This window comes from Enterobacter cloacae complex sp. I2 (assembly GCF_014896205.1).
GTDB classification, from domain to species: domain Bacteria; phylum Pseudomonadota; class Gammaproteobacteria; order Enterobacterales; family Enterobacteriaceae; genus Enterobacter; species Enterobacter quasihormaechei.
Genome location: NZ_JADBRA010000001.1, coordinates 1 through 17,498, shown reverse-complemented (window position 1 = coordinate 17,498; position 17,498 = coordinate 1). Strand labels below are relative to the sequence as shown.

Here is a 17,498-nt window from a genome sequence, read left to right as displayed (position 1 = left end):
GGGGCCCGGTTGTTTTATTCACACAAGAGGATGTTATGGTAACTATTCGTTTAGCACGTCACGGCGCTAAAAAGCGTCCGTTCTACCAGGTTGTTGTGACTGACAGCCGTAATGCACGCAACGGTCGCTTCATTGAGCGCGTTGGTTTCTTCAACCCACTGGCCTCTGGCGCAGAAGAAGAAACCCGTCTGGATCTGGATCGTATCGCTCACTGGGTTGGCCAGGGCGCTACTGTTTCCGATCGCGTTGCTACGCTGATCAAAGCAGCAAACAAAGCAGCTTAATCTGTCACGGTGGTCATGATGAGCAATAAAGCACCTGTTGAACCGATCGTATTGGGAAAAATGGGTTCTTGCTACGGTATCCGTGGTTGGCTCAGAGTGTTTTCCTCCACTGAAGACGCTGATAGCATTTTTAATTACCAGCCCTGGTTTATCCAGAAAGCCGGTAAGTGGGAAGAGGTCGAGCTGGAAAGCTGGCGTCACCACAATCAGGACATCATCATCAAGCTGAAAGGCATTGACGATCGTGATGCCGCGAATGCGCTGACTAATTGTGAAATTGTCGTGGATTCGTCGCAGTTGCCGCAGCTGGAAGAGGGCGACTACTACTGGAAAGACCTTATGGGTTGCCAGGTAGTGACCACTGAAGGCTACAGCCTGGGGAAAGTCATCGACATGATGGAAACCGGGTCAAATGACGTTCTCGTCATTAAGGCAAACCTGAAAGATGCATTTGGCATCAAGGAGCGGTTGGTCCCGTTCCTCGATGGACAGGTTATCAAGAAAGTCGATCTCGCTACTCAAACCATTGAAGTAGATTGGGATCCTGGTTTTTAATTCTCCGGATAAACGGTAAAAGACGGCGCTATGTGGATTGGCATAATTAGCCTGTTTCCTGAAATGTTCCGCGCGATTACCGATTACGGGGTAACTGGCCGGGCAGTAAAGAATGGCCTGCTGAGCATCCAGAGCTGGAGTCCGCGTGACTTCACGCATGACCGGCACCGTACCGTGGACGATCGTCCTTACGGCGGCGGACCGGGGATGTTGATGATGGTGCAACCCTTACGGGACGCCATTCACACAGCAAAAGCCGCGGCAGGTGAAGGCGCGAAGGTGATTTATCTGTCACCTCAGGGACGCAAGCTTGATCAAGCGGGCGTGAGCGAACTGGCGACGAATCAAAAGCTGATTCTGGTCTGTGGTCGTTACGAAGGGATAGATGAGCGCGTAATTCAAACCGAGATTGACGAAGAATGGTCTATCGGCGATTACGTTCTCAGCGGTGGTGAGTTACCCGCAATGACGCTGATTGACTCCGTTGCCCGGTTTATTCCGGGTGTTCTGGGCCATGAAGCTTCGGCAACGGAAGATTCCTTTGCCGATGGATTGCTGGACTGTCCACACTATACTCGTCCTGAAGTGTTAGAAGGGATGGAAGTACCGGCAGTGTTACTGTCAGGAAACCATGCCGAGATACGTCGCTGGCGTTTGAAGCAGTCGCTGGGCCGAACCTGGCTTAGAAGACCTGAACTTCTGGAAAACCTGGCTCTGACTGAAGAGCAAGCAAAGTTGCTGGCCGAGTTCAAAACTGAACACGCGCACCAGCAGCATGAACATGATGGGAATGCGTAATACGCTCCCGAATATCAGTTTACCCAGGATAAGAGATTAAATTATGAGCAACATTATTAAGCAACTTGAACAAGAGCAGATGAAGCAGGACGTACCTTCCTTCCGTCCAGGTGACACCGTGGAAGTGAAAGTATGGGTTGTTGAAGGTTCCAAAAAACGTCTGCAGGCATTCGAGGGCGTGGTTATCGCTATTCGTAACCGCGGTCTGCACTCTGCATTCACTGTTCGTAAAATTTCCAACGGCGAAGGCGTTGAGCGTGTCTTCCAGACTCACTCTCCGGTAGTTGACAGCATTGCTGTTAAACGTCGTGGTGCTGTACGTAAAGCTAAACTGTACTACCTGCGTGAGCGTACTGGTAAGTCTGCTCGTATTAAAGAGCGTCTGAACTAAGATTCGCTTAAGCGACATCCTGTTAGAAAGGGCTGGCCGAAAGGCTGGCCCTTTTTTTATCCCATTGCACCTCTCGCGTTAACTCTTCCGTCATAAATCATTTACAATGTTCGCCTCTTGGGTGGAGGGTAAGTGGATAACGTACTGCATCAGCATAGCTGGAAACGCGCAGCGGCATTGACCGCGCTGTTTGCGATCCTGCTGATCGTCGTGGCGCCGCTGATCTCCGTCTCGCTGCAAAAAGATCCCATGAGCGCGATGCCTGGCATGCACCATGATATGAGCATGATGTCGATGGACGAGCATCACGGCGATATGCCACACACGATGCCGGTTGACCATGCGGAGGCGTGCGGCTACTGCGTACTGCTGGCGCACGTGCCGGGCGTGATGCTGGCGCTTATCGTTCTGCTCAGCGTGGTGTTGCAGCGGATGCGGCTGAAGCCGCCTCGTCAGGCGGTCAGCCACTGGCACTTCTTCCCCTGGCTTTATCCTGATACCCGCGCGCCGCCGCGGCGGTCTGCTTTCTCCCTTTAAAACAAAATCACTCACTTTTTGCCTTAAAAAGGAAAAGTATGACTACCTGCACTCCGCGCGCGGCATGGGGAAACCTGCTGCGTCGCCTCCATTTCTACATCGGGCTGTTTGTCGGTCCGTTTATCTTCTTCGCCGCGTTGACCGGTACGCTGTATGTGGCAACGCCGCAGCTTGAAAATGCGCTGTACCGTAACGCACTCCACACGGATGCCGTGGGTGATGCGCAGCCTCTTGCTGAACAAATTGCCGTGGCAGAAAACGCCGTGGGTTCAGCGCTGCGTTTACATGCCGTTCGTCCGGGGCTGGAAAAGGGCGAAACGACCCGCGTGATGTTTGCCGACCCGAAGCTTGGTCCCTCCGAGCACCGGGCGCTCTTTGTTGATCCTGTTAGCCTTGAACTACGCGGGGATATGACCGTGTACGGCACCAGCGGGATTTTACCGCTGCGCCAGACAATCGATTATCTGCATACCTCGCTGATGCTGGGCAACCTCGGGCGGCTCTATAGCGAGTTAGCCGCCTCCTGGATGTGGGTTGCTGCCCTGGGCGGTATCGCGCTGTGGTTCTATACCCGACCAAAGCGCCGCATTAACAACCGTTTCCAGAATCGTCGTCGCCTGCATGTGATGTTAGGCTGGACGCTGCTGGCGGGAATGCTGCTGTTCTCAGCCACCGGTTTAACCTGGTCACAATGGGCCGGGGGTAACGTTGATAAGCTGCGGGCAGAGATGAACTGGCTGACGCCGCAGGTTAATACCCAGCTTTCCGGTGCGCCGGAAATGATGGATGAACACGCCGAACACCGTGGCCATCACGGTGCAATGACGATGCCTGACATGCCGGTCGAGCTGTCGCTTTTTGACAGCGTGTTGCAGGCTGCTCGCCAGTCGGGGATTGATGCGAACAAAGTTGAGATCCGCCCGGCAAAAAGGGCTGACCAGGCCTGGACGGTGACGGAAATCGATCGCAGCTGGCCGACGCAGGTTGATGCCGTTGCCGTGGATCCCCACTCTCTGAAGGTGCTGGACGGCACTCGCTTCGAGGACTTTCCGCTGATGGCGAAACTCACCCGCTGGGGCGTGGATTTCCATATGGGGATCCTGTTTGGTCTGGCAAATCAGCTGGTGCTCATCGCGTTTGGTGTTGCGCTGTGCGTGCTGATTATCCTGGGATATCGGATGTGGTGGATGCGTCGGCCTGCAACGTCAGCCGTGAACCCGGTTCAGACGCTCTGTCAAAGCTGGCTGGCATTGCCGCTGTGGGGAAGGGGAGTGACCTTGCTGATAAGCGTTCTGCTGGGGCTGGCGTTGCCGGTGATGGGCGTCAGCCTGGCGGTGTTCATTGCAATCGACTGGCTGCGCTGGCGAGCGGCTTCAGGCGTGTCGCTCGCCGGATCATCCGTTAAATAGCCTTATGGCGTGCTGATGACCACCGCAACCCGGCGGTTTTCAGCGCGCCCTTGCGCAGTGCGGTTACTGCTGACCGGGTATTTTTTACCTAAGCCCCGCGTGGTGAGGTTGCTGCGCGGGATGTTCGCGCCCTTCGCCCAGGCATCCGCCACGACGTTGGCGCGTTTTAACGAAAGCGCTTCGTTGTAGCGCTCTTCACCATAGTTATCCGTATGGCCGTCCATCCGGGCGTGATTCAGACCGGTTGCCGCCAGACGTGAGGCCATAGTCTGGATCTGCGTTTCACTTTCTGGCCGCAGTCTGGCGTCATTTTTATCAAACAGGATCTTATCCGACAGGCCCAGAGACCAGTCGCCGTTCAGTTCGTTAAAGCCGTAGGACTTCATGGCCGCAATTTGCGCTGGTGTGAATTTACCGTCCGGCGTCTGACACCCGGACATAGCCAGAGATGCCAGTAACAACGGCGCAAAGTATCGCTTTAACATATCGTCTTCCTTTCAGGATATTGTTTTCGAACGCTGGTTCTTGACCAGATACATATTGCGATCGGCTTGCTCCAGTAATGCCTCAACGGAGCCATTTTCCCACGCCAGAGCAAAGCCAATGCTGAGTGACATTGATGCTGTGTGCCCGTTATGCAGATCAAACGGACGAATAAATTGCTGCGACAGCGCGGCGCAAATATATTCCACCTCACGCTCGGTATGGACGCCGTACAGGATCATGGCAAACTCGTCGCCGCCGAGACGGTAAGACTGATGACGCTTTTCGCCAAACTCGACCATCCTTTTTGCGGCTTCGATCAGGACGCAGTCACCCGCGGCATGACCCCAGGTGTCGTTGATAAACTTGAAGTTATCACCGTCCAGGAAGAGCAGGGCAGAATTGGTTTTTGCCGAAGCGTCATTCATCAAGGCCGCAATGTTGTTGCGAAACGCGGCGCGGTTTGCCAGCCCCGTGAGCGGATCGTGCATAGCGGTACGCAACAGCTGCGCGTTTTTGGCCTGTAGCTTGAGCTGCCACTCCTCCATTTCATCCAGCAGGCTGTTGAAGTCTTCGCCAAACTGGTGAAACTCTTCAATCCGGCCTTCCGTTACCCGGCGAGAGAAGTTGCGGTTGGTGCGGACATCATGCACAACGTCAGTGATGTTTTGCATTTCAGCGACCATGCCAAGGTGTAGCGAGCGTGTGATGGTTAATGCGACGGCAGAGGCAATAAGAATGCAGCCGGTGAGAACCGCAAATGACAGCCAGATAAAGTGGCTAATCAGGCTGTCTCGCGCGGTCAGCCGAATTTCGCCAATCACATTGCCGTTATGCATGATGGGCTGTGCGACAGGAACGGGGAACAACCAGCGGCTGACCAGCGCGCCCAGCGTGTCGGTATTATCCGCCGGGTTCCATGACCACCAGGCAAACCGTTTATGATGCGCGTTAAGCACTTCCGCCACGGCAAACTGCCCCTGCTTACCGAGGGTCGCGAGCGTTTCGTTTGCCGCCACGGCATCGTTGAACACCAGAGAGGCTTCAAGGCTGTGGCTCATGGTGGCGCCGGTGAGCTCGAGGTTTTTTTGCGCGTATTGCTTTAATGTCACTACGGAAGCGAAACACAGCAGCAGCCATATAAACGTCATCGTTATAACGACGCTTATCATGCTGATTCGCCGCAACGTTCTTTTAAACGTTGGACGCGGTGTTGATATGACATCCTTATTCATGCTTCTTATTCCGCGCGAGCATTAATACATCCGGATTGACTCTTACGCCACTGCGCGCCAGCGCGTCCAGATTGACGGAAAACCTGACCTGGTTGGACTCTATTATCAGACAAAATGCGCTGCCAATAACGCATTCAGGATTTTGCTCTGACATTAATAGCAACGCATGGCCTTGATATTGATTTATTATTTCCTGTTGAGTTGCCGGCGACTCACTCCCGAAATAGAGGGCATCACACCTTGCCGCGAGCGCTTCCCGATCGCTATGCACAATGACAGGGGTATAGGGCAACGGGTTATTTACATCTTCACTGCTGAGCGCCTGTCTGTAACGGGAAGAGGCATAAATACAGAGCTTCGGCTGGCCGGACAGTGCTGGCCATCGGGTGTAGCTCACAATACCGGAAACAATCGAACGTACCGATTTATCCGTTTCCGTAAACGAGCCTGCCCTTGCAGGACTCACTAAAATGAACAGCATTAGCGCCAGGGGGAGGTGAAGCAAAGCGATCAAGAATGTATTTCTCATCAGAATCCGCCAAACCGCCCCGGAAATAGATGTCCTTAAGAATTTGCGGCAGAATACCATTGTTTCTTAAAGCCGTCATTATGTCAGAAATATCCCTGTATTGACCTAAGCTAAATCTTACTGCGAATTATATTCCCGAGAATGAAGCCAGTTTCGATTAAGTCTGCTGGAATTCATAATTTCATTCATTCTTTGTTTTCTGGATTCATGTGCCAGCCAAGTTTCCCTTCGATTCACCAGAGGGTTATTAAGCTCACGGCCAGCGCCTGGATAGTGTTCCTTGCGTGAGCGTAGATGGGCAGTAAATGCGCGTGTGTAATTTTATGTTTACGTTTTAAGCCTGATTTTTTGGCATTAAAATGGTTTCTGTAAATTAAAGTGTACGTATTTTGGATTGAAATCTTTACTTGTTGTGGTATCGTTGTGTCACCTCCTTGAGGAAAACCACTATCGCAAACGAGTTTTACAGGATCGCAATCATGCAAAAAGACGCGCTGAACAACGTACATATCACTGATGAACAGGTTTTAATTACCCCGGATCAACTGAAGGCGGAGTTTCCGCTGAGCGCCGCGCAGGAAGCTCAGATTGAGCATTCTCGCCAGACCATTTCTGACATTATCGCTGGCCGCGATCCGCGTCTGCTGGTGGTATGCGGCCCTTGCTCTATTCACGATCCTGAAACCGCCATTGAGTACGCACGTCGATTTAAAGCATTAGCGGAGGAGGTCAGCGATAGCCTCTATCTGGTGATGCGCGTCTATTTTGAAAAGCCACGCACGACGGTTGGCTGGAAAGGATTGATCAACGATCCGCACATGGATGGCTCGTTTGACGTGGAAGCAGGACTGAAAATTGCGCGTCGCCTGCTGGTGGAACTGGTCAGCATGGGCCTGCCGCTGGCAACCGAAGCGCTGGATCCGAACAGCCCGCAGTACCTTGGCGATCTGTTTAGCTGGTCCGCGATTGGCGCGCGCACCACCGAATCACAAACCCACCGCGAGATGGCGTCTGGTCTGTCTATGCCGGTTGGTTTTAAAAACGGTACCGACGGCAGCCTGGCGACGGCGATTAACGCCATGCGCGCCGCCGCAATGCCGCACCGTTTTGTTGGGATCAACCAGGCGGGCCAGGTATGCCTGCTGCAAACCCAGGGCAACCCGGACGGTCACGTGATCCTCCGCGGCGGTAAAGCCCCGAACTACAGCCCGGCTGACGTTGCGCAGTGTGAAAAAGAGATGGAACAGGCAGGACTGCGCCCGGCGCTAATGGTAGATTGCAGTCATGGTAATTCGAATAAAGATTACCGTCGCCAGCCAGCGGTTGCAGAGTCTGTGATTGCACAGATTAAAGATGGCAACCGTTCAATTATCGGCTTGATGATTGAAAGTAATATTCATGAAGGCAATCAGTCATCGGAACAGCCGCGCAGCGCGATGAAGCCCGGCGTCTCCGTCACGGATGCCTGTATCAGCTGGGAAACTACCGATGCGCTGCTGCGTGAGATCCACAAAGATTTGAACGGCCAGCTGGCGACGCGTCTGGCTTAAGAGGGTAGTTATGGTTGCTGAATTGACCGCATTACGCGATCAAATTGATGAAGTGGATAAGGCGCTGCTGGATCTTCTGGCGCGCCGCATGGCGCTGGTTGCTGAGGTCGGCGAAGTGAAAAGCAAATACGGCCTGCCGATTTACGTTCCGGAGCGCGAGGCCTCTATGCTCGCCTCCCGCCGTAAAGAGGCGCAGGCCCTGGGCGTTTCACCTGATTTGATTGAAGACGTCCTGCGCCGCGTGATGCGCGAGTCCTATTCCAGCGAAAACGACAAGGGCTTCAAAACCCTCTGTCCGTCGCTGCGTCCGGTGGTTATCGTCGGTGGCGGCGGGCAGATGGGGCGTCTGTTTGAAAAAATGCTGACGCTCTCTGGCTATCAGGTGCGCATTCTGGAGAAAGAGGACTGGCCGCACGCGGCGGAGCGGATGAAAGACGCCGGTATGGTTATCGTCAGCGTGCCGATCCACGTGACGGAGCAGATCATCGGTAAACTTCCTCCCCTGCCGGAAGATTGCATTCTGGTGGATTTGGCCTCCGTTAAAAATGGTCCGCTACAGGCCATGCTGGCGGCACACACCGGCCCTGTGCTTGGGTTGCATCCGATGTTTGGCCCGGACAGCGGCAGCCTGGCGAAACAGGTCGTGGTTTACTGTGACGGACGGCAGCCGGAAGCCTACCAGTGGTTCCTGGAACAGATTCAGGTCTGGGGGGCGCGTTTACACCGCATTAGCGCGGTAGAGCATGACCAGAATATGGCGTTTATTCAGGCGCTGCGCCACTTTGCAACTTTCGCCTATGGGCTGCACCTGGCGGAAGAGAACGTTCAGCTTGAACAATTGCTGGCGCTTTCCTCGCCAATCTATCGTCTCGAGCTGGCGATGGTCGGGCGACTGTTTGCGCAGGATCCACAGCTTTATGCCGACATCATTATGTCGTCTGAAAACAACCTGGCACTGATCAAACGTTATTATCAGCGTTTTGGCGAAGCGATCACCTTGCTGGAGCAGGGCGATAAACAGGCCTTTATCGACAGTTTCCGTAAAGTGGAGCACTGGTTCGGTGATTACGCCACGCGATTCCAGAGCGAAAGCCGCACGCTGTTGCGCCAGGCAAATGACAGTCGCCAGTAATCGGATGATGTATATACTGAAAGCCAGCAATGCTGGCTTTTTTCATTTTGGGGATCTGTTATGGCTGAACCGCAGCTGCTGTTGAACTATACCGGGCATCTGCCCGAATGCCCGACGTGGAGTGCAGAAGAAAATGCGCTCTACTGGGCAGATATTCTGGAAGGGGAGATCCATCGGTATCATCTGCCCACCGCGGAACACTCGGTGCTCTCATTTCATGAAGAAGTCGGGTGTTTTGCCCTGCGTGAACGCGGCGGATTTATCGTCGCGATGCGTAACGCCATCTGGCTGGCCGATAAACACGGCCTGCTCCAGCGTAAGGTTTGCGATAACCCGTCTAATCCGCTGCTTGCACGCTTTAATGACGGTGGCACCGACCATCTGGGACGGTTTTACGCGGGCACATTCTGGGGGCCGGGAGATTATAACGGCGCCATGCTGATGCGTATCGACAACGACCTGACGCCGAAAGTGATCCAGTGCGATATTCAGGGGCATAACGGTTTAGCGTTTAGCCCTGACAAACGGTGGATGTTTACCTCTGATACGCCGAACGGCGTGATCTACCGTACGCCGCTTGATGAGCAGGCTGAGCCCGGAACGCGCGAAGAATTTCGCCGTTTTAGCGAGGGAGAAGGTATTCCCGACGGTGCGGCAATGGATGAGGAAGGCTGCTACTGGAGCGCGCTGTTTGACGGCTGGCGTATAGCGCGGTTTTCCCCGCAGGGAGAACAGCTGGAAGAGCACCGGCTGCCGGTACGTTGCCCGACAATGGTCTGCTTTGGCGGCGACGATATGAAAACGCTGTTTATCACCACCACGCGGGAAAACATGGAGGCGGAGGAGCTGGCAAAATTCCCGCTTTCCGGGGCTATCTTCACCCTGCCCGTAAATGTGGCAGGGATGAAGAAAAGCCGCTTTATCGAACGTTAAGCCGGATCGACCGGGACCACGTTTTCGCTCGGATAGCATCCCAGCACTTTCATGGAGCGGGTGATCTCGCCCAGCTCGCGCAGGGCTTTCTGCATGGATGCAGATTCCAGGTTGGCCTGAACGTCGAGATAGAACATCTCTTCCCACGGATTGCCGTGGATTGGGCGGGACTCCAGCTTCGTCATGATCAGGTTGTGATTACGCAGCACCAGCAGCGCTTCAACCAGCGCGCCCGCCTGCTGTCCGGTCGCCATCAGCAGGGTGGTTTTCGCCGGTACCTGATCGGACACGTTGATGGCCTTGCGGGCCAGAACCACGAAACGGGTGATATTCTGCGTCTGGTTAGCCAGATTGCGCTCCAGCACCTGTAAGCCATACAGCGCGCCGCCCGCTTCGCTACCGAGTGCCGCGACGGCAGGGGAGTTTGCCTGCGCCACTTTTTCCATCGCCGCCGAGGTGCTTTCGGTGTACTCAATTTTCCAGTGCGGATAACGGTTCAGGAACTGGCTGCACTGCTGGAATGGCTGCGGGTGGCTGTAAACCGTTTCGATCTGACTCAGGTCCGTTGAGCCAGCGACCAGCACACAGTGATCGATAGGGATAGTCAGCTCACCGACCAGCGACAGGCTGGTGTGCTGGAGCAGATCGTAAACATCGTTGATGGCGCCGGAGCTGGTGTTCTCGATAGGCACCACGGCGTAATCCGCCTGGCCGGTTTCGACCTGGTTGAAAATGTCTGCAAATTTCGCACAACCGCTCTCAATAAACTCTTCGAAATGGCGGGCGGCGTACTGGCGAGCCGCCAGATGAGAATAGGAGCCTTTCGGGCCGAGAAATGCGATGCGCGCAGAGTGTGGGTTAGTTTTGTTCAGATGCTGCTGGAGCAAGGCTTGCTGCGTCAGAACGGAATCTTCGATGATGAGCTGGAACAGGCGGGTGATGTAGTGGGCATCCAGATGATGCGCTTTGCCGAGCTGAATTAACCGTTCCAGTAAATCACGTTCGCGATCGATATCGCGTACCGGCCGATGGGAATCCAGCTTGGCTTTGCCCACTTCAACGGCGAGGGCGCGGCGTTCTGCCAGCAGGGCCAGTAATTTTTCATCGAGAGCGCTGATCTTTACGCGCAAATCCAGGAGCGGGTTTTCCGGTGTCATAGTGTTGTCTGTCTCAATTTATCGTTATCAATAAAAAAGGCCTCCCGGTGTGGGAGGCCTTGTTGTTCGTCTTCGCATTCTTTATCACACGACGAAACGCCTCCCGGTCAGGGGAAGGTAAAAAAGAATGCGAAGAAAAACGGCGTCTGTTTCATAAGGTCGTCCTGAAATTGATAGGGTTAAAGTACCTGTACTGTTTTGATCCTGTCAATAAAAAACGCGCCCGGAGGCGCGTTGTCGGTACACTCAATTTTAGAGGATTACTCTTCTTCAACTTCTTCCGCGAAGCTGGCGTCTTTCACCGACGTTGTGGCGCGACGGGCTTCACCTTTGTGTTGCACTTTATTGAGCTGCCGTTCCAGCTTGTTGATCAAATCGTTAATTGCGGTGTACATATCCTCGTGTTTTGCGCTGGCGACCAGATGGCCGTTTGGAGTATTGATAGTTGCATCAGCGATGAAACCCTGCGGCTCCTTAGACAGGATGATATGTGGGTTAATCAAATGTGTTTGCCATTTATCCAGTTTGGCGAGACGGTCTGCGACGTGCTGGCGGATTGCCGGAGTAATTTCCATTTGTTTACTGGTAATGTTCATTGTCATAAATTTTACCTCTTGTCTTTCCGTCTTGGTGATTCCAGCATACCCGACCTAATGTCAAAATGTGTGATTTAGATCACGTTATTTTGTCGGTTTTTGTCAGGGAATCTTTTTTGTGAGGCAGGGCAGGAAGAGGTGAGATTTACCTTGTCGAAGCCAGCAATTGCGGTCATAGTTGACTGGATGTGTTGAGGCTAAACCGCTTCAGCGGAAGTCTGGGTGAATAAAAAAACGGCAGCCTGCGGGCTGCCGTTTTACGTTGTAGCGGTATCAGGTATTGCTGCTGTTCGCGGCAATAATTTTCGCCACTTTGTCAGCCTGAGCCGTCATCTGCATCTGGCGATATGCATTCTCCATCAGCTTCAGGCCATCACGCGTGGCCTGCGTATCCGGATAATCACGCAGCATGCCTTCTACACGGTTAACCACGGCAACCCATGCGCCGCGGCGGGTGTAGTATTCCGCAACGGAGTACTCGTATTTCGCCAGACGATTTTTTAGGAACACCAGACGCTTAGTGGCATCGGTAATGTACTGGCTGTTCGGGTAGCTACGCACCAGTTTGGAGAAGTCATTGAAAGCATCACGCGCATGTTGCGGGTCACGGTCAGAACGATCCACCCCGAAGAAGCCCTGCAATGCACTGTCATCCAGCGCCATGTTAGTCAGGCCGCGCATGTACATCACGTAATCGATGTTAGGATGGGTAGGGTTCAGACGCATGAAACGATCGATGGTTGCCTGAGCCAGCGGCAGATCGGCGTTTTTGTAGTAGGCGTAGATAAGATCTAACTGTACCTGCTGCGAATACGGACCAAACGGATAGCGATTATCCAACGCTTCCAGTTGCGTTATCGCCTGTTTCCAGTTACCGTCCTGCAACTTTTGTTGTGCAGTCGCATAGATTTCATTCGGCGGATTGTCAGGGACCTGTTCATTCGAACCGGAGCAGCCCACCAAAGCCAGGCTCAACGTGGCCGCTGCCACCAGATATTTCATGCGCGTCATGACGTTTTGACTTTCCTCAAATGTTTGTCCGGGAGAAACTCAGTTCCTGCTCCCGATTAAGACCAGCTACAATAGCACACTATATTAAACGGCAAAGCCGTAAAACCCAACGTTAAACGAAGAAGCAGTTTATGGCACAACGAGTAGAACTCACCGCAACAGTCTCCGAAAATCAGCTCGGTCAACGCTTAGATCAGGCTTTGGCCGAATTGTTCCCTGATTATTCGCGTTCACGCATAAAAGAATGGATCCTTGACCAGCGCGTACTGGTAAACGGCAAGATCTGGGACAAACCTAAAGAGAAAGTGTTTGGTGGGGAAGCTGTCGCCATCAATGCTGAAATCGAAGAGGAAATTCGCTTCGAGCCGCAGGACATCCCCCTGGAGATCGTCTACGAAGATGACGATATTCTGGTCATCAACAAGCCGCGCGATTTTGTTGTTCATCCGGGCGCGGGCAATCCTGACGGTACGGTACTTAACGCACTCCTTCATTATTATCCGCCGATTGCTGACGTACCGCGTGCCGGGATCGTTCACCGTCTGGATAAAGACACTACGGGTCTGATGGTGGTGGCGAAGACGATTCCCGCGCAGACGCGCCTGGTGGAATCTTTACAGCTGCGCGAAATCACGCGTGAGTATGAGGCGGTGGCCATTGGTCATATGACCTCTGGCGGCACGGTGGAAGAGCCGATTAGCCGTCACCCAACCAAGCGTACGCATATGTCCGTGCACCCGATGGGTAAACCGGCGGTGACCCACTACCGCATCATGGAGCATTTCCGTATTCATACGCGCCTGCGTCTGCGTCTGGAAACCGGGCGTACCCATCAGATCCGCGTGCACATGGCGCATATTACCCATCCGCTGGTGGGTGACCCGGTTTACGGCGGTCGTCCGCGTCCACCAAAAGGGGCGTCGGATGAATTCATCTCCGTGCTGCGTAAATTCGATCGTCAGGCGCTGCATGCGACGATGCTGCGTCTTTACCATCCCATTACCGGAATTCAGATGGAATGGCATGCGCCGATCCCACAGGATATGGTGGAACTTATCGACGCGATGCGCGCAGATTTCGAAGAACATAAGGATCACGTGGACTGGTTATGACCAAGCTGATTGTCCCGGAGTGGCCGCTGCCTGAAGGCGTGGCCGCCTGTAGTTCGACCCGTGTCGGTGGCGTGAGCCAGGGCGCATGGGAGTCTCTGAACCTCGGCGCGCACTGTGGCGATAACCCGGAACACGTTGAAGAGAACCGTAAGCGCCTTTTTGCTGCGGGAAACCTTCCTTCAAAACCGGTCTGGCTTGAGCAGGTGCACGGTAAAGCGGTGCTGACGCTGTCGGGTGAGCCTTACGCGTCTAAACGCGCCGATGCCTCGTACAGCAATACGCCGGGAACGGTTTGCGCGGTGATGACCGCCGATTGCCTGCCTGTGTTGTTCTGCAATCAGGCGGGAACTGAAGTGGCTGCTGCCCATGCCGGATGGCGCGGGCTGTGCGAAGGCGTGCTGGAAGAGACCGTCGCCTGTTTCCGGGACACTCCCGCGAATATCATTGCCTGGCTTGGCCCGGCGATTGGCCCGCAGGCGTTTGAGGTAGGCCCTGAAGTGCGCGAAGCCTTTATGGAAAAAGATCCGCAAGCGGTTGACGCGTTTGTGGCTTCCGGTGACAAATATCTGGCCGATATTTATCAGTTGGCCCGTCAACGTTTGAATAACGTTGGGGTGACGCAGATCTTCGGCGGCGATCGCTGTACCTTCACCGAAAAGGGTGATTTTTTCTCCTATCGCCGCGACAAGACGACAGGCCGTATGGCAAGTTTCATTTGGCTGATATAACCTAAAGAATCAAGACGATCCGGCACGCGCCGTTTTCTTTTCACATAATTCAGGTTATTAACCTTGAATAATTGAGGGATGACCTCATTTAATCTCCAGTAGCAAATTTGACCTGTTATGGGAGGAGTTATGCGTCTGGATCGTCTTACTAATAAATTCCAGCTTGCTCTCGCCGATGCCCAGTCCCTCGCACTGGGGCACGACAACCAGTTTATCGAACCTCTTCATTTAATGAGCGCCTTGCTGAATCAGGAAGGGGGATCGGTACGTCCTTTATTAACGTCCGCTGGCATTAATGCCGGCCAGTTACGCACCGCCATCGATCAGGCGCTGAGCCGTTTACCACAGGTAGAAGGTACCGGTGGCGACGTCCAGCCGTCGCAGGATCTGGTGCGTGTGCTGAACCTTTGCGACAAGCTGGCGCAAAAACGTGGGGACAACTTTATTTCGTCAGAGCTGTTTGTTCTGGCGGCGCTTGAATCACGCGGTACCTTGACCGACCTGCTGAAATCCGCCGGTGCAACCACCGCCAATGTGACCCAGGCGATTGAGAAAATGCGCGGAGGTGAAAGCGTGAACGATCAGGGAGCCGAAGACCAACGTCAGGCTTTGAAGAAATTTACGGTCGACCTGACCGAACGTGCCGAGCAGGGCAAGCTTGACCCGGTGATCGGCCGTGACGAAGAAATTCGCCGGACTATCCAGGTACTGCAACGTCGTACCAAAAACAACCCGGTGCTGATTGGTGAGCCCGGCGTCGGTAAAACCGCCATCGTTGAAGGGCTGGCGCAACGTATCGTTAATGGTGAAGTGCCTGAAGGGCTGAAAGGCCGCCGGGTGCTGGCTCTGGATATGGGCGCGCTGGTGGCCGGGGCGAAATATCGCGGCGAGTTCGAAGAGCGTCTGAAAGGCGTGTTGAACGATCTGGCGAAACAGGAAGGTAACGTCATCCTGTTTATTGACGAACTGCATACCATGGTTGGGGCCGGTAAAGCTGACGGCGCAATGGATGCCGGGAACATGCTGAAACCTGCGCTGGCGCGTGGTGAACTTCACTGCGTCGGTGCCACCACGCTGGACGAGTATCGTCAGTACATTGAAAAAGATGCCGCGCTGGAGCGTCGTTTCCAGAAGGTGTTTGTCGCTGAACCAAGCGTTGAAGATACCATCGCTATTTTGCGCGGTCTGAAAGAGCGCTATGAACTGCACCATCACGTGCAGATCACTGATCCGGCCATCGTTGCGGCGGCGACGCTTTCGCATCGTTATATCGCCGATCGTCAGCTGCCGGATAAAGCCATCGACCTTATCGATGAAGCCGCGTCCAGTATCCGCATGCAGATTGACTCGAAGCCGGAAGAGTTAGACCGACTCGATCGCCGCATTATTCAGCTCAAGCTGGAACAGCAGGCGCTGAACAAAGAGTCTGATGAAGCGAGTAAGAAACGCCTCGATATGCTCAACGAAGAGCTGGATGAGAAAGAGCGTCAGTATTCTGAGCTGGAAGAAGAGTGGAAAGCTGAGAAAGCCTCCCTCTCTGGCACCCAGACAATCAAGGCTGAGCTGGAGCAGGCGAAAATTGCCATTGAGCAGGCGCGTCGCGTAGGGGACCTGGCGCGGATGTCCGAGCTACAGTACGGCAAGATCCCTGAGCTGGAAAAACAGCTTGAGATCGCCACGCAGTCGGAAGGCAAAACCATGCGTCTGTTGCGTAATAAAGTGACGGATGCCGAGATTGCCGAAGTGCTGGCGCGCTGGACGGGTATTCCTGTGGCTCGCATGATGGAAAGCGAACGCGAGAAACTGCTGCGTATGGAGCAGGATCTGCATCAGCGCGTTATTGGCCAGAACGAAGCGGTCGAAGCGGTATCTAACGCCATTCGTCGTAGCCGTGCAGGGCTGTCCGATCCGAATCGTCCAATCGGCTCGTTCTTGTTCCTGGGGCCAACCGGTGTCGGTAAAACCGAGCTGTGTAAAGCGCTGGCTAACTTTATGTTCGACAGCGATGACGCGATGGTGCGTATTGATATGTCCGAGTTTATGGAGAAACACTCCGTCTCGCGTCTGGTCGGTGCGCCTCCGGGATATGTCGGTTATGAAGAGGGCGGTTACCTGACGGAAGCGGTTCGCCGTCGTCCTTACTCCGTCATCCTGTTGGATGAAGTGGAAAAGGCACACCCTGACGTGTTTAACATCCTGTTGCAGGTACTGGATGATGGACGCCTGACGGACGGGCAGGGGAGAACGGTCGACTTCCGTAACACGGTGGTGATCATGACCTCGAACCTGGGTTCCGATTTGATACAGGAACGCTTCGGTGAGCTGGATTACAGCCATATGAAAGATCTGGTGCTGGGTGTGGTCAGCCAAAACTTCCGTCCGGAGTTCATCAACCGTATTGATGAAGTGGTCGTGTTCCATCCGCTGGGTGAGAAACACATCGCGTCGATTGCACAGATCCAGTTGCAGCGTCTGTACAAGCGTCTGGAAGACCGTGGGTATGAAATCCACATCTCGGATGATGCGCTGAAACTGCTGAGCGAGAATGGTTACGATCCTGTTTATGGCGCGCGTCCGTTAAAACGTGCCATCCAGCAGCAGATCGAAAACCCGCTTGCGCAGCAAATTCTCTCCGGGGAGCTGGTTCCGGGCAAAGTTATCCGTCTGGAAGCCAACGACGATCGCATTGTGGCAGTGCAGTAAGTCACAAAACGCAAAAACGGGCCGCTTGCGGCTCGTTTTTGTTTAAAAACCAGGCGAAAATTGAGGTCTGGAGGGTGGTTTGCCTGGAAAGTGAGCGGTCAGTAAATAATTTTCACTTTACGCTTGCAGGTTCAGAATTACTCCCTATAATGCGCCTCCACTGACACGGAACAACGGCACGCAAGCCGCCGGGTCAGCAGAGAAAAGCGAAATAAACGCTTGACTCTGAAGCGGGAAAGCGTAATATGCACACCCCGCGCCGCAGCGAAAACGTAGCGGCACTGCTCTTTAACAATTTATCAGACAATCTGTGTGGGCACTCAAAGTGACATGGATTCTTAACGTCGCAAGACGA

The 17,498-nt window shown here is 53.9% G+C and carries 19 protein-coding genes and 1 other annotated feature; of the genes, 12 read left to right on the top strand and 7 right to left on the bottom strand.

Going from position 1 to position 17,498, the window contains the following annotated elements:
• The first annotated feature begins 35 nt into the window (after nucleotides 1-35).
• From rpsP to IM300_RS00070, 6 genes are all read left to right on the top strand, one after another.
• Nucleotides 36-284: a 30S ribosomal protein S16 gene (rpsP, locus tag IM300_RS00095; RefSeq protein ID WP_022649067.1), complete on the top strand. Its 249-nt coding sequence runs from the start codon at nucleotides 36-38 to the stop codon at nucleotides 282-284.
• A gap of 15 nt (nucleotides 285-299) precedes the next feature.
• Entirely contained in the window at nucleotides 300-839 is a 540-nt protein-coding gene (rimM, locus tag IM300_RS00090) for a ribosome maturation factor RimM (protein ID WP_006811638.1), read from the top strand.
• A gap of 30 nt (nucleotides 840-869) precedes the next feature.
• Complete coding sequence (gene trmD, locus IM300_RS00085) at nucleotides 870-1,637, top strand: tRNA (guanosine(37)-N1)-methyltransferase TrmD (RefSeq protein ID WP_014832949.1); 768 nt, start codon at nucleotides 870-872, stop codon at nucleotides 1,635-1,637.
• Between the two features lie 43 nt (nucleotides 1,638-1,680).
• The gene (gene rplS / locus IM300_RS00080) at nucleotides 1,681-2,028 is read left to right on the top strand and encodes a 50S ribosomal protein L19 (protein WP_002914145.1); all 348 of its coding nucleotides are present in this window, start codon (nucleotides 1,681-1,683) and stop codon (nucleotides 2,026-2,028) included.
• A gap of 132 nt (nucleotides 2,029-2,160) precedes the next feature.
• Nucleotides 2,161-2,565 (top strand): DUF2946 domain-containing protein, encoded by a 405-nt coding sequence (locus IM300_RS00075; protein WP_063865223.1) that lies wholly within the window; start codon nucleotides 2,161-2,163, stop codon nucleotides 2,563-2,565.
• A 38-nt stretch (nucleotides 2,566-2,603) separates the two neighbouring features.
• Nucleotides 2,604-3,974, top strand: coding sequence for a PepSY domain-containing protein (locus tag IM300_RS00070; RefSeq protein ID WP_193034713.1), 1,371 nt, complete (start codon nucleotides 2,604-2,606; stop codon nucleotides 3,972-3,974).
• A gap of 2 nt (nucleotides 3,975-3,976) precedes the next feature.
• Here the strand turns inward: IM300_RS00070 and IM300_RS00065 are convergent, their stop codons facing one another.
• From IM300_RS00065 to IM300_RS00055, 3 genes are read right to left on the bottom strand one after another with little or no spacing between them, the layout of a single operon-like run.
• The gene (locus IM300_RS00065) at nucleotides 3,977-4,459 is read right to left on the bottom strand and encodes an OmpA family protein (protein ID WP_063450047.1); all 483 of its coding nucleotides are present in this window, start codon (nucleotides 4,457-4,459) and stop codon (nucleotides 3,977-3,979) included.
• Between the two features lie 12 nt (nucleotides 4,460-4,471).
• Nucleotides 4,472-5,692 carry a diguanylate cyclase DgcN gene (gene dgcN, locus IM300_RS00060; protein ID WP_112792920.1) on the bottom strand — a complete coding sequence of 407 codons (1,221 nt, stop codon included), beginning with the start codon at nucleotides 5,690-5,692 and terminating at the stop codon, nucleotides 4,472-4,474.
• Entirely contained in the window at nucleotides 5,685-6,221 is a 537-nt protein-coding gene (locus tag IM300_RS00055; protein WP_063865322.1) for a YfiR family protein, read from the bottom strand. Before IM300_RS00055 ends, dgcN begins: the two co-directional genes overlap by 8 nt.
• A 479-nt stretch (nucleotides 6,222-6,700) precedes the next feature.
• Between IM300_RS00055 and aroF the strand changes: the two genes are divergently transcribed.
• From aroF to IM300_RS00040, 3 genes are read left to right on the top strand one after another with little or no spacing between them, the layout of a single operon-like run.
• Nucleotides 6,701-7,771: a 3-deoxy-7-phosphoheptulonate synthase AroF gene (aroF, locus tag IM300_RS00050; RefSeq protein WP_063450045.1), complete on the top strand. Its 1,071-nt coding sequence runs from the start codon at nucleotides 6,701-6,703 to the stop codon at nucleotides 7,769-7,771.
• Between the two features lie 10 nt (nucleotides 7,772-7,781).
• The gene (gene tyrA, locus IM300_RS00045; protein ID WP_063450044.1) at nucleotides 7,782-8,903 is read left to right on the top strand and encodes a bifunctional chorismate mutase/prephenate dehydrogenase; all 1,122 of its coding nucleotides are present in this window, start codon (nucleotides 7,782-7,784) and stop codon (nucleotides 8,901-8,903) included.
• 60 nt (nucleotides 8,904-8,963) lie between these two features.
• A complete protein-coding gene (locus IM300_RS00040; protein ID WP_193034711.1) occupies nucleotides 8,964-9,836 on the top strand; it encodes an SMP-30/gluconolactonase/LRE family protein in 873 nt (290 codons plus the stop codon).
• Here IM300_RS00040 and pheA read toward each other — a convergent pair.
• The 4 genes from pheA to bamD all read right to left on the bottom strand — a co-directional run bounded on the left by pheA (nucleotide 9,833) and on the right by bamD (nucleotide 12,600).
• On the bottom strand, nucleotides 9,833-10,993 hold the full coding sequence (gene pheA, locus IM300_RS00035; RefSeq protein WP_063865216.1) for a bifunctional chorismate mutase/prephenate dehydratase: 1,161 nt from the start codon (nucleotides 10,991-10,993) through the stop codon (nucleotides 9,833-9,835). The two genes, IM300_RS00040 and pheA, sit on opposite strands and share 4 nt — an antisense overlap.
• Nucleotides 10,994-11,023: 30 nt before the next feature.
• Nucleotides 11,024-11,149, bottom strand: a sequence feature (Phe leader region).
• The gene (pheL, locus tag IM300_RS00030) at nucleotides 11,101-11,148 is read right to left on the bottom strand and encodes a pheA operon leader peptide PheL (protein ID WP_100229775.1); all 48 of its coding nucleotides are present in this window, start codon (nucleotides 11,146-11,148) and stop codon (nucleotides 11,101-11,103) included. It overlaps the preceding feature by 48 nt.
• Nucleotides 11,150-11,253: 104 nt before the next feature.
• Nucleotides 11,254-11,595: a ribosome-associated translation inhibitor RaiA gene (raiA, locus tag IM300_RS00025; RefSeq protein ID WP_008502470.1), complete on the bottom strand. Its 342-nt coding sequence runs from the start codon at nucleotides 11,593-11,595 to the stop codon at nucleotides 11,254-11,256.
• 267 nt (nucleotides 11,596-11,862) lie between these two features.
• The gene (gene bamD / locus IM300_RS00020; protein ID WP_063450041.1) at nucleotides 11,863-12,600 is read right to left on the bottom strand and encodes an outer membrane protein assembly factor BamD; all 738 of its coding nucleotides are present in this window, start codon (nucleotides 12,598-12,600) and stop codon (nucleotides 11,863-11,865) included.
• Between the two features lie 131 nt (nucleotides 12,601-12,731).
• On the opposite strand from bamD, the gene rluD reads away from it, so the two are divergent.
• The 3 genes from rluD (at nucleotide 12,732) to clpB (ending at nucleotide 17,143) form a co-directional block, all read left to right on the top strand.
• Nucleotides 12,732-13,712 (top strand): 23S rRNA pseudouridine(1911/1915/1917) synthase RluD, encoded by a 981-nt coding sequence (gene rluD / locus IM300_RS00015; RefSeq protein WP_063450040.1) that lies wholly within the window; start codon nucleotides 12,732-12,734, stop codon nucleotides 13,710-13,712.
• A complete protein-coding gene (yfiH, locus tag IM300_RS00010) occupies nucleotides 13,709-14,440 on the top strand; it encodes a purine nucleoside phosphorylase YfiH (protein ID WP_193034709.1) in 732 nt (243 codons plus the stop codon). Before rluD ends, yfiH begins: the two co-directional genes overlap by 4 nt.
• A gap of 129 nt (nucleotides 14,441-14,569) precedes the next feature.
• Complete coding sequence (gene clpB, locus IM300_RS00005; protein WP_063450038.1) at nucleotides 14,570-17,143, top strand: ATP-dependent chaperone ClpB; 2,574 nt, start codon at nucleotides 14,570-14,572, stop codon at nucleotides 17,141-17,143.
• Nucleotides 17,144-17,498: the final 355 nt, after the last annotated feature.